Consider the following 15,766-nt stretch of genomic DNA (forward strand, 5'->3'; position numbering starts at 1 on the left):
ATATAGAACGTGCGCTAAACGCCAGACCTAGAAAGTGCCTAGGTTACAAACAGCCTGTCGTTGTGTTTAACGAATTACGCAATGCGGCCTAATTTAGCGAGTGGTGCACTTCGGGGTTGAATTCGCGGTCAATCAAGGCCGAAGAGTCATTGATCCCGAACTTGCTTTACTTGCATTATCTGACACTGATCCATTGACTAATAAAGAACGCAAAGCATTAAAATTAGCCGCTGATGGCTTAAAAACTCAAGATATTGCAAAAACATTGTTTTTATCAGAAGGGACGGTTAGAAATTATCTTTCAGAAGCAATGAGTAAACTAAATGCGGTAAACCGAGTAGATGCTGCTCGCATAGCAAGACAAAAAGGGTGGTTATAAGGTCCTTAATTTTGCTATTAAATTATTGAGCAATTTGAGTGCGAAAACAGGTTTAATCAATTTCTTAAAAGTTTCATAGCTTTTGCCTGTCTCATTGTTAGGTTATGGGTTAAAATAACAACATAACCAACTAACAAGATAGTGAATGTCAAAACAGGATCCCAATCTCAGTCGAGAACAAGAAAAGTACGAAAACCCCGTCCCTAGCCGTGAGTTTATACTTACTCACTTAGAATCTCGCGCCAAACCAGCAAACTTCACACAACTTTGTGACGAATTACATGTGAATGATACAGAGCGTCAAATTGCGTTCAAACGTCGTTTACGTGCTATGGAGCGCGATGGTCAATTGTATTTCAATAAGTTTAAATGCTACGCATTGATTGATGAATCTGGCCTGGTTAAAGGCAAGGTCATTGGTCATCGTGACGGATTCGGCTTTTTAGAAGTTGAAGGTGAGAGTAAAGATTGGTTTATCGCAAAGCACCAAATGAATATGGTGTTGCACGGTGACATTGTGCTTGCTAAAGGCAATCGCAAAGGCTCAAGTGGCAAATGCGATGCACGGATCATTAAGGTCTTAACCAATGAACGTGCACCGATAGTTGGCCGCTATTTTGTTGAGCATGGTATTGCAGTTGTTGTGGCTGAAGACCCACGCATAACGCAAGATATTATGATACTACCGGGTAGTGAAAATGGCGCGCGCCACAACCAAATGGTGCAGGTGCAAATTACCCAAAACCCAAGCCGACATATGAATGCGGTAGGTAAAGTCACTGAGGTACTTGGTGAGCACTTAGCACCGGGTATGGAAATTGAAGTTGCACTACGCAATCACGATATTCCCCACGTTTGGCCAGAAGCGGTTGAAAAGCAAGTTGCTCATTTAGGTGAGTTTGTAGATGAACAAGCAAAGCAAGGCCGCGTTGATTTACGTGACTTACCGCTAGTTACAATCGACGGTGAAGATGCCCGTGACTTTGATGATGCCGTTTATTGTGAGCGCAAACCATCAGGTGGTTGGCGTTTATGGGTGGCCATTGCCGATGTGTCGCACTACGTAGGAATGAACACGCCTCTGAATAAAGAAGCGATTGAACGTGGTAACTCAGTTTACTTCCCTGAGCAAGTTATTCCGATGCTGCCAAAAGTGCTATCGAATGGCTTGTGCTCATTGAACCCAAAAGTTGACCGTTTATGTATGGTTGCTGAGATGACGGTGTCAGAAGCGGGTAAGTTGTCTGGGTATAAATTTTACGAAGCGGTGATGAATTCACACGCTCGTTTTACTTACACTAAAGTGAATGCGATTTTACAAGGCGATGAAAAGCTGCGTGAAGAGTACGCCAAGATGGTGCCACATTTAACAGACTTACAGCAAATGTACATGGCACTTAAAGCTGCTCGCCAAGACCGTGGTGCGATTGAGTTTGAAACCTTAGAAACGCGCTTTGTATTTAATGCACATCGTAAGATTGAATCAATCGTACCTGTGGTTCGCAATGATGCACACAAACTTATCGAAGAGTGCATGATTTTAGCGAACGTATCGGCAGCCCGATTATTAGAAAAGCACGAGGCGAGTGCGCTTTATCGTGTGCATGATGAGCCTGATGCTGAAAAGCTTGGTTTCTTCAGAAACTTTTTATCAGAGCTTGGTATCGAAACCGCGATTTCTGATGAGCCAACACCAAAAGAAATAACCCAAGTGTTAGCTAAATTAGGCGACCGTCCAGAAGCTGAGCTTATTCAAACCATGTTGCTCCGTTCAATGAAGCAAGCGGTTTATCAGCCAGATAACATTGGCCACTTTGGTTTAGCTTTACCAGCCTATGCCCACTTTACATCGCCAATTCGTCGTTACCCTGATTTAGTGGTGCACCGTGCAATTAAAGCGGTACTTAAAGCGCAAGGTCAGCAAACATCGGGTGAGTATGCATACACTGATGACGAAGTTGATATTTTAGGTGAGCAGTGTTCAACCACTGAACGCCGTGCTGATGATGCGACTCGCGAAGTAGCAGATTGGCTGAAATGTGAATTTATGCAAGACCATGTTGGTGACGAATTTGGTGGGGTGATCTCATCGGTAACTAACTTTGGTTTATTTGTACGCTTAGATGATTTACAAATCGACGGCATGATCCATGTAACTAACCTAGGCAATGAGTATTTCCATTATGATGGTGCTAAGCATTGCTTGATCGGTGAACAAACTCACACCGTTTATCGTTTAGGCGATAAACTAACGGTTCAGGTGTCATCTGTCAGTCTTGATGAGCGACGCATAAACTTAGTGTTAGCAGGTGAAGCGCAACAAGACCGTTATGCGCGTCGTCGTGGCCGTAGTGCCCCTGCAAAACCAAGTGTTCGTGCCCAGCTCAAAGCAGGTAAAATTCCTGGTAAAAAAGCGCAGTCAGGCAGCTTTGAGGCAAAATCAGGTGACAAAGAGAATGAAAAACGTGGCAAGTCTTCACCTTCTAAAGGGCGTAAAAAGCCTAATAGTAAACAAGCTGATGCTGTAAAAGCCGGTAAAAAGAAGAGTAAGAAAAAAGCCACCAAAAAGGCAAAAAGACCGGGTAAGAATGCCCGTAAACGTAATGGCCGAGGAGCAAATAATACGTGAGTAATGAATTAATTTTTGGTTTTCACTCAGTTGAAGCAATATTAGCAAAAGAGCCTGAGCGCTTTTTAGAAATATACGCTTTAAAAGGGCGTGAAGATAAACGTTTAAACCCGGTTATTGACCAAGCACGTAAATTCGGTATTTCTGTACAATTTATGCAGCGTAAAGCGCTTGATAATAAAGCAAATGGTGAGCAGCACCAAGGCATTATCGCTAATGTAAAAGCGGCGCGCATATATAACGAAAAAGATCTTGATGAGATCATTGCCCGTGAAGAAACGCCTTTCTTACTGGTACTTGATGGTATTACTGATCCACATAACTTAGGTGCCTGTTTACGTAGTGCAGATGCTGCGGGCGTGCACGCGATTATCGTTCCTAAAGATAAATCTGCAAAACTAAACGGCACAGCGCGCAAGGTAGCGTGTGGTGCAGCAGAAACAGTGCCATTGGTACAAGTAACCAATCTTGCACGTACGCTACGTGAAATTAAAGATGCAGGCGTTTGGGTTGTTGGTACTGCCGGTGAAACAGATACTGAGTTATTTGATGCAAACCTAACAGGGCCAATGGCTGTTGTTATGGGTGCCGAAGGGGATGGTATGCGCCGCCTTACTCGTGAGCATTGTGATTTATTAGTTAAAATCCCAATGGCTGGTTCGGTATCTAGTTTAAATGTGTCAGTTGCGACCGGTATTTGTTTATTTGAAGTGTTACGCCAGCGTAATGCAACGCAAATCTAACTACCGCAAAATTCCAGACACAAAAAAGCCGATGTAACATCGGCTTTTTTTGTATCTATTTTGTAAGATTAGATCTTTGCGAAAGCGTCTTGTAGTGGTGGTACTACTTGCTTCTTACGGCTTAATACGCCATCTAACCATACGCGACCGTCTTCTGATTTAACATCATAGGCAGCTTCGATTACTGATACGTCATCAGACGCAATCAGCATTTCAGAGCCTTCTTTCATGATATCTGTTAACAGGAGTAATACTGAGTGGCGACCGCCTTCTTCTTTAAGCTTTGCGATGTCCGCTTCAAGGTCTGCTTTGATCTCATCAAATACAGCAAGGTCGATAACTTCTAGCTGGCCAATACCTACTAGCTTACCGTTCATGTTGAAGTCTTTGAAATCACGCATTACTAAATCGCGTGCAGGCGTGCCTTCAACTGCTGATTTAACCTTGAACATTTCCATGCCCAGTTCTTTGAAATCTTCGATGCCAGCGATTTCAGCCAGTGCTTCAACACATTTGATATCAGCTGTTGTACACGTTGGTGATTTAAAGATTACAGTGTCGCTTAAGATAGCGCATAACATGATGCCTGCGATATCTTTTGGAATCTCTACGTTGTAGAAGTCATACATCATTTTGATGATAGTGTTTGAACAACCCACTGGGCGGATCCAACACTCAAGTGGTGTTGATGATGTTAAATCGCCTAATTTGTGGTGATCAACAACACCTACAACACGTGCTTCATCGATGTCATCAGGTGCTTGTGTTTTTTCTGTGTGGTCAACGATATAAACGTCTTCGCCTGCGTAGCTAAGTTTTAGCTCAGGTGCTTCGAAACCGAATTTATCTAGGATAAATTGTGTTTCAGGTGATACTTCACCTAAACGCGCCGGGATCGCAGGTTCATTGATCTGGTTTTTTAAGTAAGCAAGCGCAATTGCACCGCAAATTGAATCTGAATCAGGGATCTTATGACCCACTACATACATTGACATTGACGGAACTCCTTTAAATTTGGCGGATATTTTAGCAAAGTATCGACAGATTGATACATAACAGACATGAAATTTTGTTGATCAATTACAACTGCCAATTAATGTCCTTTTTGGTTACACTTTAAGATATTGAAAACTGAGGAAGATACTGATGCGCTTGAGCCGAAAAGCATGGAATAATGTGGTGATTATTTCGATGCTATTGATGATTTTTTTCTTCAATGGCCTACATAAAAAGCTCAATACACAGCCCGTTGAAGAAGGAGTACAAGCATTACTCCCTGAGCAAAGCTTTATTTTGGCGATGGCATTTCCAGAATTAAAAATCGAGCGTATCGGCACCTCTTGGCGTAGCCAATCACTGCAAGAAACCACATGGCAAGGCGATGAGCAGCAGCTCGAACAACTTGTTGAACTTTGGCAACATCAAAAACTGACTATTGCCAGTCTCCCTGTGAGTAAAATTTCACAGACATCGGCTGATTATGTTGCCTCCGTGTGGCTAGCCGGGGAGCAGTTGCCAGCGGTGTATCAGTTGTACAACATAGATCAGCAATACTATTTATTAGATAAGCGGTTACAACGAGTATTTGAGCTTGAACAAGCTGATGCTGCTAAGTTATTTCCGTTATACCCGTTTTAAGAGAGTCACAGATGCCTGAATTACCAGAAGTTGAAGTTAGCCGTTTGGGAATAACGCCGCATGTGCTTAACCAAACAGTGACCAAAGTAAATATTCATAACGCCAGTATGCGTTGGCCTGTGCCTGATGATGTATATCAATTACAAGGACTTAAAGTTACTTCAGTGGAGCGTAGAGCAAAATATTTATTACTCGGTTGTGAGCTGGGTAGTGTTATTTTGCACTTAGGAATGTCGGGCAACTTACGAGTTGTGAGCGCAGATGAGCCATTAAAAAAGCACGACCATATCGAATTTATTTTAGCCTCAGGTAAAGCGTTAAGACTCAACGACGCGCGTCGCTTTGGTGCCTGCTTATGGCAAGCTCCAGGCGAATGTCATACCTTGCTAACCAAGCTTGGGCCGGAGCCACTTACCGATGAGTTTGCTGCAAAGCGTGTTTACGAACAGTCTAGAAATAAAAAAGTACCAATTAAACAGTTTATTATGGATAACGCTGTGGTAGTTGGTGTAGGTAATATCTATGCCAATGAGTCGTTATTTAAGGCCGGAATTCACCCGAAACGAGAAGCCGGCAAGGTGTCTTTAAAGCGTTATCAGCAATTAGTGCCTATTATTAAAGAAACACTCGCTGCGGCTATCACGCAAGGCGGCACAACATTAAAAGATTTTGCTCAAAGTGATGGTAAGCCCGGTTATTTTGCCCAGCAATTACTAGTTTATGGTCGCAAAGGTGAGCCATGTGTAACGTGTAAAGAGCCATTAAAAGAAATTAGATTAGGGCAAAGAAGCACTGTGTACTGCTCTAATTGTCAAAAATAACAATGAAGAAGCACGCCAAGGCGTGCTTTTTCATTACAGTTCAAATGGTGCTACACCAACGGCTTTCATCTTGTAGCCTACTTGAGCAATTTCACCAGACCAGGTTTCGGTGCTGATAACGCCTGTCACGACAATCGCATCGTAGAGGCTTTCGATTGGCACGCCATCTTTAATCGTGACATGCACAATTTGATTTGGTGGCGGTGGTGGCACGTGGATACATGCACCAAAATAAGGAACCAATAAAAACTCGGTGATCACTTCGCTGTCGCCTTCAAGCGGAACAACAAAACCAGGCAAACTTACTGATTGACCATTAAGTTCTTTTACCACGGGAGCATCAAGGTCTGGTTGCACCCAGTTTTGCTCAGAGCCTTCATGGTTTGCTTGCGCTTGGGTATCGATTTGCACATGACCTTTTGGAATTAAATCTTCCCAGAAGATTTCTTTAGGTGCGCCAGCATTAGCTCCAGCACACACAACTAATGCGACTAAAGCGATGAACTTTCGAAAAAACGGCATAACATTCCTTAAATTTTAATACTCATACCATCAGCAAGAGAGTAGAAATACGCGCGAGTTGCGGGAATTAACCCAACAATAAAGCCTGCGACCATTATCGCAGCTAAAAGCATGAGTTCATAGGATGACAATAAGGCTATATTTAGGCTTATTCCGGCATGGCTTTGCAAGTAATCTGCGCCGAGTAGCATTAAAGCATAGAATAATGCGATGCCAACAATGCAGCCTAGCCCTGTAATGAGTAATGATTCGACACTGACCAAGGTGAAAATATGCCAAGGTCTTGCGCCAACAGAGCGTAAAATAGCAAGCTCTCTGCGGCGTTGATTTAAGCTTGAAAGCAGGCTCGTTAACATGCCAAGTAAACTGATCAGCACCACGACGATAGAAAATAACAGTAAGATTTTTTCAACGATAGAGAGCATTTCCCAGAGTTCACGCAAAGTAACACCCGGCATGATGGCAAGCAGTGCCTCATCTTTGTATTGGTTAATATTACGACGCACTTGTAAGGTATAAAGTGGTGAATCGAAACCAAGTAAAAAAGCGGTTATTTGCTTTGGTGTGCCAACTAAATCAACATCATCATGCTGGTCGTGGTCGTGGTCGTGGTCGTGGTCGTGGTCATTTGCATCAGCCTGAGCGGGTTCATGCTGATGGGCATGACTGCCATGAATCGCGTCTATTGCTGCAAGTGGAATATGCAGGGTTTTATCAACAGGCGTGCCCGTTGGATTTAAAATACCGACCACTTTAAATGGGTTATCGTCATGATTATGAAAGCTGGTATTGCCCATGCCGTGCGCAATCACCACTTCATCACCAAGTTGATAGCCAAGGGTATTGGCAACCTCTGCACCTAAAACAACCTCAAATAAGTGATTAAATTCATGGCCTTGTGAAAAGCTCAACGACTGCTTTTTAGCAAAACGATAGTGCTCAAAATAGTCTTTATTTGTACCAAGTACAGCTAAACCTTTATGGCTGTCGCCAAGTGACATAGGAATAGCCCATTTCACACCCCGTTGCCCAGAGATGTATTGGTAACTTTTCCAACTCACACCATTATTAGCATGACCAATGCGAAATACCGAAGACAGCAGTAATTGGATATCGCCCGTTCGTGCACCGACAATTAAATCAGTGCCAGAAATTGTATTGCTAAAGCTACTTTTAGCATCAACTCGAACCCGCTCAATCGACATCAATAACATTACGCTGATAGCAATGGTAAACAGGGTGAGTAGGGCGCTGGCCTTTCGGTTTAATAAACTTTTTGCGGCGAGTTTAATGAGTAGCATCTGTGCCTCCTTGTAACTCAACAAGGCTGATACTGCGGGTAAATAGCGTTTGTAATGTTTCATCATGGCTAACAAAAATTAGCGTGCTATTTGCTGCGCTTGCCTGCTCAAATAACAATTTTACGAATGCTTGGCGATTTTGTGTGTCGAGTGCTGAGGTAGGTTCATCTGCAATAATAATTTCAGGGCTGCCAATAAAGGCTCGCGCTGCGGCAACTCTTTGTTGCTGACCTATACTCAGCTGTGCAACGGCTTGATGTTGCAAGGCGTCGTTTAATCCTAAAGCAGTGAGTAGGCGGCTTGCCTCCGCGGCTATTGTTGCACTATTTTTTAATGCGTTTTTTTGCCTTTGCTTTGAAAATTGGCAACCCAAAGTCACGTTTTCAATGGGCGATAAATAGGGCAGTAAATTAAAGTTTTGAAAAATATAGCCAATATGGTCGGCACGAAAACGGTCACGTTTACTATTACTCAGTTGGTTAATCGCTTTACCAAGAAGCTGGATATTGCCTTGTGTTGGCACTGTGACGCCAGCAAGCAGGGATAATAACGTTGATTTACCACAACCACTCGGACCGTGAAGAAAAACATGTTCGCCTTGATCAATATCTAGCTTAGTAATATTGATCGTCGGCTCAGGTTGTTTTGCGTGCCATTTAAAAAGCACATTTTCAAGCGTGATCATAACGACCTATGAATTGTTACCATCGCCAGTAATTTAACTCTTTGCGCATTTTAAAATTACGGATAAAATTACGTGGTTTCGGCTTAAGTGCAGGATTGCTCAATAGTAATTCATTGCTAGCAGCAAGTACACGTTGACTCGATAAGCCGTCTTGGTAAGGATGCAGTTGCTGGCAGAAGTGTTCGATTTTTGCCATTAATTCCGCAGGCTTACTCAATGCATAGTCAATTGCCTCGGCAACTTTATCTGCATCTGTAATATCAACTAAATGCTCACCAGCACCATGATTACAAAAAGTCACCACAGGTTTTCTTTGTAAGATAAACATAAGCAAAATAGACGAGGTATCACACAGCATAACATCCGCTGCTTGTAATAGTGGTAATACGTTATCAGTCTCGACAAAGGTTAGACTGTCGTTTTGTAGAGCCTTGTATTGTTCAACAATCTCGCTTGGCATTTTTGGGTGAAATTGCACCAAAATTCGCCACTTGCCTTGTTCACTGTATGCTTTTATTTGTTCGTATAATTTAGGTGCAAGAGAAAGGCGCCTTGAGAAAGTCGAGCAAATCAATAAGGTTTTTCTGTTGTCATCATGATTTTTGTATGGATTGTTTTCAATCTCACTAAAGTAAGGATCGAGCGTCGGCCAGCCCGTTTCTTTTACTTTAAAGAATCCATGTTGCTGGGCAAGCTCTAAAAAAGTAGTCGTGGTTGTTGGACCTTGAGTGCAATATAAGTCGAAGCACCCTCGAATATTAAAGTGATTATCAACACCTTTATTCATGCGCTTTCCTGAATTGAAACCATGGAAAACAGCCACTTTTTTACCAGGGATGAAATCCGGCACCACATTCCCTGGTACATACACGATATCTGGACGCCAGTCTTTGAGCTCATCTACTGATAATAATCGAATCTCATCTTGGTGAAGGAAGTTTGGATTTACTTCATCGCCGTACAAAAACCAGCGAACTTCGCCACCTCGGGCTAAAATCTCCCGTTGTAATGGGCGTAAGATCGCGTACGAATAGTTCTGCGAAATAAACATTAAGTATTTTTTGTTTGCGGTAGCTGCTAAGTAATCCAAGAAAACCTCCTATTGCGAGGTCGCTATTATAGCGAAATAATGTTTATGACAGCAAAATTACTGGAAGTTTAAATTTTTATGTTTTTTATCACGTCCGCAGGCTGCTGATGATAGTGCAATGATTGAGCTTTCAAGGCGTCTAGATTATTATAGGCGGCCATAACCCCAATCCCATACATGTGCTCACATGAGCATGCCAAATACTATCGGAGATAGCATGACTAGCTATAAAGTTTTAGACGTAAACGATGATTTACCGATCCGTACCAAAGGTGCGGTACACAGTGGTAAAGTGCGTTCAGTTTATTGGTTAACGGATGAAGACAGTGCTCGTTTAATTAATGAAAAAGGTTATCAAGTTCCAAAAGGAACTGAGCTAGCTATTATGGTTATTTCTGACCGTATTTCTGCGTTTGATTGTATTTGGCAAGGTGAAAACGGTTTAAATGGGGTGCCTGGTAAAGGCATCGCGCTAAACTCTGTTGCGTCTCATTGGTTTAAGTTATTTGATAAAGCAGGTCTTGCTGGTAACCATATTGTTGATATTCCACATCCATATGTATGGATTGTGCGTAAAGCAAGTACAGTAAAAGTTGAAGCCATTGCGCGCCAATATATTACTGGCAGTATGTGGCGTGACTACGCCAAAGGTACACGTAGTTTCTGTGGTATTGATTTACCAGAAGGCTTAGCTGCGAACCAAAAGTTAGATGAAGTGTTAATTACGCCATCAACGAAAGGCATTATTACCGGTGTTGCTGAGATCCCTGAAGTAGATGATGTAAATATTACCCGTGAAAATATTACGAATAACTTAGCTGTTTTTAACTTCAAATCTGAAGATGATGTCGCTAAATATGAGCAATTACTTGTTGAAGGCTTTAAGCTGATCAGTGATGAACTTGCACAGCTTGATCAAATCTTTGTCGATACTAAATTTGAATTTGGTTATGTTGAAGACATTGATGGTTCAGATAAGCTTATCTATATCGATGAAGTAGGCACACCAGACTCATCACGTATCTGGGATGGTCCAGCTTACCGTGACGGTAAAATCATTGAAAACTCAAAAGAGGGTTTCCGCCAGTTATTAATTAATAACGTGCCAGACAGCGACGTGTTATTAAATAAAGACCGTATGGGCGAGCGTGAGCAGCTTGCTAAAGACTACACCTTGCCAGAATCAGTGATGCTTGAAGTGTCTGATACCTACGTTGGCATTGCGAGTAAAATTATTGGTCAAGAAATCACTATTCCTAGTGACCCAAGAAATGAAGTAATCGCAATTTTAGATAGTGATTATGGCTTAATTAAGCACGATTAATAGGCATTTACTAATTTTATTCATAGCTAAAATGCTATTTTTAAAGCCAAGCTGTCACAAATAACATTGCTTGGCTTTTTATTACCTTCTGTACTCATTTCTGAATGATGTATAAGGTAATTAAACGGGATAAACATGATCCCAATAGTCTCCACCTTTCTGACATTACAGATTAATTGATAACGAAAGTAACACTAAGCAAAGTTATTACTGTAACTAATTCACTAAGTTTTAAGTTTTTCGTCAATACTTTCTTGCCTAAAACCGGTCTCTATCAATGAAATGATTAGGTATAACTTAACAATAGATTAATCTATACTGAATTGTGAACTAAGAGCGGAACTAATTAATTATGTTGATGTTTGCGAATTTTTTTAGCCGGGTATGTTACGTTGCTTTGTTATTAGGCTCAATGAATGTACTTTCAGCGGACTTTTCCTTTGTTGTACGCGATCAATTTGGAGAGCCATTAAAAGATGCTGTTATTGAGTTTAAGGATCAGCAGTTAAATCACCAAGATAACTTATCAGTTGCCGTCATGGACCAGGTTGATAAGCACTTTACTCCTAAAGTACTTGTTATTCAAAACGGGCAATTAGTTGACTTCCCAAATAGTGATAATATTCGCCATCATGTGTACTCATTCTCGACTGTAAAGCAATTTGACATCAAACTTTACTCTGGTCGGCCTGAAAAACCCGAAAAATTTGAATCACCCGGGATTGTTGTTCTCGGTTGTAATATCCATGATTCAATGGTCGGATACATTTATGTTGCAGATAGTTCAGAAGTGCTAAAAACGAGCGTAGATGGGAAGGTTCAATTAAATGTGAGTACATTTCCTGTTAGCTTTACGGTATGGCAACCAAACCAACAGAGTGATATCGATCAGAAAAAAACAATTACATTTGCTGATTCTTCGCAGGTTGCAGATATTGTCATTACTATAATAGAGCCGAAACCACGAAATACATTTGGAGAAATGTTTAAGGGTACTAATGATTAATAGTTTAAGAGGGCGAGTTATTGCCTTATGTGTTGGTCTTGTTCTGTTAACAAGCTTAGTCAGCCTAGTTAGTTCTTGGTGGTCTGCGAATCGTTTTAATGACCAAAAGCTTCTAGAAGATATTAATGTTGCTGAGAATGTTTTTAACCAGTATTTAAGTGCGAAAGAGAGCCTTCTTCTAACTGCTGCAAAAGTGTTAACAGCAGATTTCGGTTTTAAACAAGCTGTCGCAACTCAAGACGCCGATACTATCAGCAGTGTCTTAAATAATCATAGTAGGCGGATTAATGCTGATTTAATGATGCTCATAAACTTATCTGGGGAGCTTGTTTCTGCTAATACGGATTTCGCTCACATGCCAAATGAGTTTACGGCATTAATGAAGCAGTTATTAGATAACCCTGAGCAGTCAAATTTCATTGTTATCGAGCAGACTCTTTATCAAGTTATTATATTGCCAGTTCGAGCACCGAGAACAGTTGCATATAGTTTGGTTGGTTTTGAAATCACAGATCTAGTTGCCGAAGAGTTAAAAAAACTTACAACTATGGATGTAAGTTTTATCGGAGAGGATGATGATGTCGTTGAAACCTCTCTTGTTGATAAGCCAGAAGATAATGCAGTACTTAGGCATTTTGAAAATAAATCTACACAGCGAATTTTTGGGGAAAAGCCAGTTTATCGTAATCGCCTTGTTGAGCTACCTTCGGTTTCTGGGCATAAAGTATCAGTGCTACTAAGTGCCGATTTAACTCGAAGTTATCTTGAATTTGAGCAGCTCTTTTTTACTATTATTTCATTAGCAGCTATTACAGTTGTGATTGGTGTTTTAGCTAGTGGGATTTTGGCTAAAAACCTTACCACACCGCTTTCTAAACTTACTTTACTTGCTCAGCAATTCGCGCGGGGTAACTACAAAGCTGAATTTATAGGAAAAAAGCAAAGTACTGAAATTACGACGTTAGTTGATGCATTCAATAATATGGGTAATGACATTAAAGAACGTGAACGACAAATCAACTTTCAAGCAAGTCATGATACGTTAACAGGGTTTTTAACACGCAGTGCCATGTTGGAAATTATGGAATCGCTATTAGGGCAAGGCACTGAATATACTTTAGTTGCTATTGATATAAGAGGTTTGCGGCATATCAATGACAAACTTGGCCCTCGTATTGGAGATGATTGTTTAAGAGAAGTTGCTGAACGTATTAGTGAGTATTCTGAGCCGCTTGGTGGAGTTAATGCACGCATAGGTGGAGATGAGTTTTTAACCTTATTTCCAAGTGGAAAAGCAGAGCAATTAAAAAGTGGAGTCATGGATTTAATGGCTCAGCTACAAGTCGGTTACACTATTCAAGGCTTGAATATTACCTTGCGATTTAGCGCTGGTGTAGTTCATTGTACCTTTGAGGGAGTTAAGCCCGATGATCTAATGCGCCGAGTTTTAATCGCAATTGATACAGCTTCGTCAAAAAAGAAGAATGTTCATTATTATCAAAACGGCGAAGATGAAGAGTATCTGGAACGGTTGGCAATTATTGATGAATTAAAACATGCATTACAAGCAGACGATGGCCAATTGTTTATGACTTATCAACCAAAGCTAAATTTAAACACCTCTAAGATCGATAAAGTGGAAGCGCTGATCCGTTGGCAAAGAAAGGATGGGCAGTGGGTATCACCGGAGCTATTCATTGATTTAGCTGAGCAGTCAGGTGTTATTGTTGATTTGACTGCTTGGGTAGTTAAAACAGTTGTCACTCAAGTCGCAAGGTGGCAAGAACAAGGCATTATTATGCAAGCCGCTATCAATGTTTCGGCTCAAGATATTGCCTTCCCAAGCTTTTTCTCTCATTTGGCAAAACAATTAAAAGAGAATGATGTTAATGGACAGCTTATTACAATAGAGCTGACAGAACGCGACATGATAGAAAATGAAGAACAAGGTATTAAAGCATTAGAAAACCTAAAATCACTTGGGGTAAAAATATCGCTAGATGATTATGGTGTTGGGCAAACTTCATTGGGTCGCTTGAAATTACTACCTATCGATGAACTTAAGTTAGATAAATGCTTTATTCTTCAATTGGAGCAATCTAAACAAGATCAGTATATTGTTGAATCAACAATAAACTTAGGTCATCAGCTAGGTTTCTCTGTCGTTGCAGAAGGTGTTGAAAATAAAGCTTCTTTAGACTTTTTGAAACTAATGAAGTGCGATTATGCGCAAGGGTATTACTTGAGCAGGCCACTAAAATCAGAGCAGTTTTTACAATGGCTAGAGGTCTATAATGAAGCATCTTAATTGGCTATTTGGACTAACTTTCATTGTTTTTACAAGTTCAGGGTTTGCAGCTTCAGGTAAATTATTAGCAACGCCCGGAGTCTCTCAGGTTGAAGGCAGTGCGGGTGGTGGGATTGTTCCATGGGCTCAGCTCGCAGGCTATGCAAGTGATGATGAAATCGCTTTGAATGGCTTTTGCAGTCGTGCAAATGTAAGTGATTACCGCTTAGATGTTTGTGGTGCGCAGCTAAATGTTTATGATCGCGTGGAATTTAGTTATGCGGAGCAACGTTTCGAAGTTCCCGCATTAAATACCGATATTGAGCAATCAATTACCGGGGCAAAAGTACGCTTATATGGTGACATTGTTTACAGTAAATGGCCGCAATTAAGTTTAGGTGTGCAGCATAAGTCTTTAGATGATGGCAGTATTGCTAGTTTATTAGGTGCAAAAGATACCAGCGGTACCGATATTTACCTTGCTGCTAGTAAATTACATTTAGGGGCGCTTGCAGGGTATAATTGGTTTTGGAACACCACCTTTCGTTATAGCGATGCCAATCAGCTAGGTTTGTTAGGTTTTGGCGGTCCTGATAGTGATAAAAAATTGTTGTTTGAAGCATCTACAGCGGTGTTTTTAACCCATGAAATAGCTTTGGGCGTTGAGTATCGGGTAAAGTCCAATAACCTTGGTTTAGGAGAGCAAGATTGGCAGGATGTATTTGTGGCTTGGTTTCCTAATAAGTATGTTAGCATCACCGCTGCTTGGTTAGACTTAGGAAGTATTGCTGGTGCTGAAGACCAAACTGGTTGGTACTTATCAGTAACAGGGTATTGGTGATGATAAAAACACTTTTTACATTTGTATTTACCGTTATGCTTGTGGGTTGCGTAAGTAGCAATAATGGCACCTTGTACCAGCAACTTAATGGTAAACAAGGGGTTGAAAAATTGGTTGAAAGTTTTATCAATCAAATAGGCCATGACGAACAGATTTTAGCTTATTTTAAACAAAGCAATGTTGCGCATTTTCGCCAAGGCTTTATCACTCATTTGTGTAGTGTCACCGACGGTCCTTGTGAATACAAAGGCGATAACATGGTTGATATACACACTGGAATGAATATCTCAAAAAAAGACTTTAACCGTGTGGTAGAGCTTTTGATTAATGCTATGGACGAACAACAGATTCCACAAACAGTACAAAATAAAATTCTTAGTCGCTTAGCACCCCTTCGCCCTGAGATAATTGATATTTAGCTTGTACAAACTTCAATTGTGGGCTGAAACAAAAATGTAATTTATGTACAATGGCTATTGATTTAAGTTATTAAGTTGTAA

14 protein-coding genes and 1 pseudogene are annotated in these 15,766 nt (G+C 41.0%); 10 read left to right on the forward strand and 5 right to left on the reverse strand.

All coding sequences use genetic code 11. From position 1 onward, the window contains the following. Positions 1-127 precede the first annotated feature (127 nt). From L1272_RS08680 to rlmB, 3 genes and pseudogenes are all read left to right on the forward strand, one after another. Positions 128-379, forward strand: a pseudogene (locus L1272_RS08680) (response regulator transcription factor); the annotation flags it as partial. Positions 380-524: 145 nt separating this feature from the next. Continuing rightward, positions 525-3,008 (forward strand): ribonuclease R, encoded by a 2,484-nt coding sequence (rnr, locus tag L1272_RS08685; protein ID WP_235373215.1) that lies wholly within the window; start codon positions 525-527, stop codon positions 3,006-3,008. After that, positions 3,005-3,751, forward strand: coding sequence for a 23S rRNA (guanosine(2251)-2'-O)-methyltransferase RlmB (rlmB, locus tag L1272_RS08690; RefSeq protein WP_235373216.1), 747 nt, complete (start codon positions 3,005-3,007; stop codon positions 3,749-3,751). Before rnr ends, rlmB begins: the two co-directional genes overlap by 4 nt. A gap of 68 nt (positions 3,752-3,819) precedes the next feature. Here the strand turns inward: rlmB and L1272_RS08695 are convergent, their stop codons facing one another. Next, positions 3,820-4,746 carry a manganese-dependent inorganic pyrophosphatase gene (locus tag L1272_RS08695; protein ID WP_235373217.1) on the reverse strand — a complete coding sequence of 309 codons (927 nt, stop codon included), beginning with the start codon at positions 4,744-4,746 and terminating at the stop codon, positions 3,820-3,822. Between the two features lie 151 nt (positions 4,747-4,897). Here L1272_RS08695 and L1272_RS08700 point away from each other — a divergent pair, with 151 nt between their 5' ends. Both L1272_RS08700 and mutM read left to right on the forward strand, forming a co-directional pair. Next, the gene (locus L1272_RS08700; RefSeq protein WP_054552702.1) at positions 4,898-5,389 is read left to right on the forward strand and encodes a hypothetical protein; all 492 of its coding nucleotides are present in this window, start codon (positions 4,898-4,900) and stop codon (positions 5,387-5,389) included. Positions 5,390-5,400: 11 nt separating this feature from the next. Beyond that, on the forward strand, positions 5,401-6,210 hold the full coding sequence (gene mutM, locus L1272_RS08705; RefSeq protein ID WP_054552701.1) for a bifunctional DNA-formamidopyrimidine glycosylase/DNA-(apurinic or apyrimidinic site) lyase: 810 nt from the start codon (positions 5,401-5,403) through the stop codon (positions 6,208-6,210). A 33-nt stretch (positions 6,211-6,243) separates the two neighbouring features. Here mutM and L1272_RS08710 read toward each other — a convergent pair whose 3' ends face one another. Genes L1272_RS08710 through L1272_RS08725 form a run of 4 tightly spaced genes read right to left on the reverse strand, consistent with a single transcriptional unit; the run spans position 6,244 to position 9,808 of the window. After that, positions 6,244-6,732 carry a DUF3299 domain-containing protein gene (locus L1272_RS08710; RefSeq protein WP_199530240.1) on the reverse strand — a complete coding sequence of 163 codons (489 nt, stop codon included), beginning with the start codon at positions 6,730-6,732 and terminating at the stop codon, positions 6,244-6,246. An 8-nt stretch (positions 6,733-6,740) separates the two neighbouring features. Then, a complete protein-coding gene (locus L1272_RS08715; RefSeq protein ID WP_235373218.1) occupies positions 6,741-8,033 on the reverse strand; it encodes an ABC transporter permease in 1,293 nt (430 codons plus the stop codon). Then, complete coding sequence (locus L1272_RS08720) at positions 8,020-8,718, reverse strand: ABC transporter ATP-binding protein (protein ID WP_194441947.1); 699 nt, start codon at positions 8,716-8,718, stop codon at positions 8,020-8,022. The genes L1272_RS08715 and L1272_RS08720 overlap by 14 nt, the downstream gene beginning before the upstream one ends. A 16-nt stretch (positions 8,719-8,734) precedes the next feature. Continuing rightward, complete coding sequence (locus tag L1272_RS08725; protein WP_235373219.1) at positions 8,735-9,808, reverse strand: CDP-glycerol glycerophosphotransferase family protein; 1,074 nt, start codon at positions 9,806-9,808, stop codon at positions 8,735-8,737. Between the two features lie 217 nt (positions 9,809-10,025). On the opposite strand from L1272_RS08725, the gene L1272_RS08730 reads away from it, so the two are divergent. The 5 genes from L1272_RS08730 (at position 10,026) to L1272_RS08750 (ending at position 15,685) form a co-directional block, all read left to right on the forward strand. Next, positions 10,026-11,132 carry a phosphoribosylaminoimidazolesuccinocarboxamide synthase gene (locus tag L1272_RS08730; RefSeq protein WP_138598860.1) on the forward strand — a complete coding sequence of 369 codons (1,107 nt, stop codon included), beginning with the start codon at positions 10,026-10,028 and terminating at the stop codon, positions 11,130-11,132. A gap of 352 nt (positions 11,133-11,484) precedes the next feature. Next, positions 11,485-12,138: a methylamine utilization protein gene (locus L1272_RS08735; protein WP_235373220.1), complete on the forward strand. Its 654-nt coding sequence runs from the start codon at positions 11,485-11,487 to the stop codon at positions 12,136-12,138. Next, positions 12,131-14,446, forward strand: a complete 2,316-nt coding sequence (locus tag L1272_RS08740; RefSeq protein ID WP_138598862.1) for an EAL domain-containing protein — start codon at positions 12,131-12,133, stop codon at positions 14,444-14,446. The genes L1272_RS08735 and L1272_RS08740 overlap by 8 nt, the downstream gene beginning before the upstream one ends. Further along, positions 14,433-15,266 carry a DUF3034 family protein gene (locus L1272_RS08745; protein ID WP_194441945.1) on the forward strand — a complete coding sequence of 278 codons (834 nt, stop codon included), beginning with the start codon at positions 14,433-14,435 and terminating at the stop codon, positions 15,264-15,266. The genes L1272_RS08740 and L1272_RS08745 overlap by 14 nt, the downstream gene beginning before the upstream one ends. Continuing rightward, entirely contained in the window at positions 15,266-15,685 is a 420-nt protein-coding gene (locus L1272_RS08750; protein WP_194441943.1) for a group I truncated hemoglobin, read from the forward strand. Before L1272_RS08745 ends, L1272_RS08750 begins: the two co-directional genes overlap by 1 nt. The last annotated feature ends 81 nt before the right edge of the window (positions 15,686-15,766 follow it).

It is taken from the genome of Pseudoalteromonas sp. PAST1 (assembly GCF_021532515.1).
GTDB lineage: Bacteria > Pseudomonadota > Gammaproteobacteria > Enterobacterales > Alteromonadaceae > Pseudoalteromonas > Pseudoalteromonas simplex.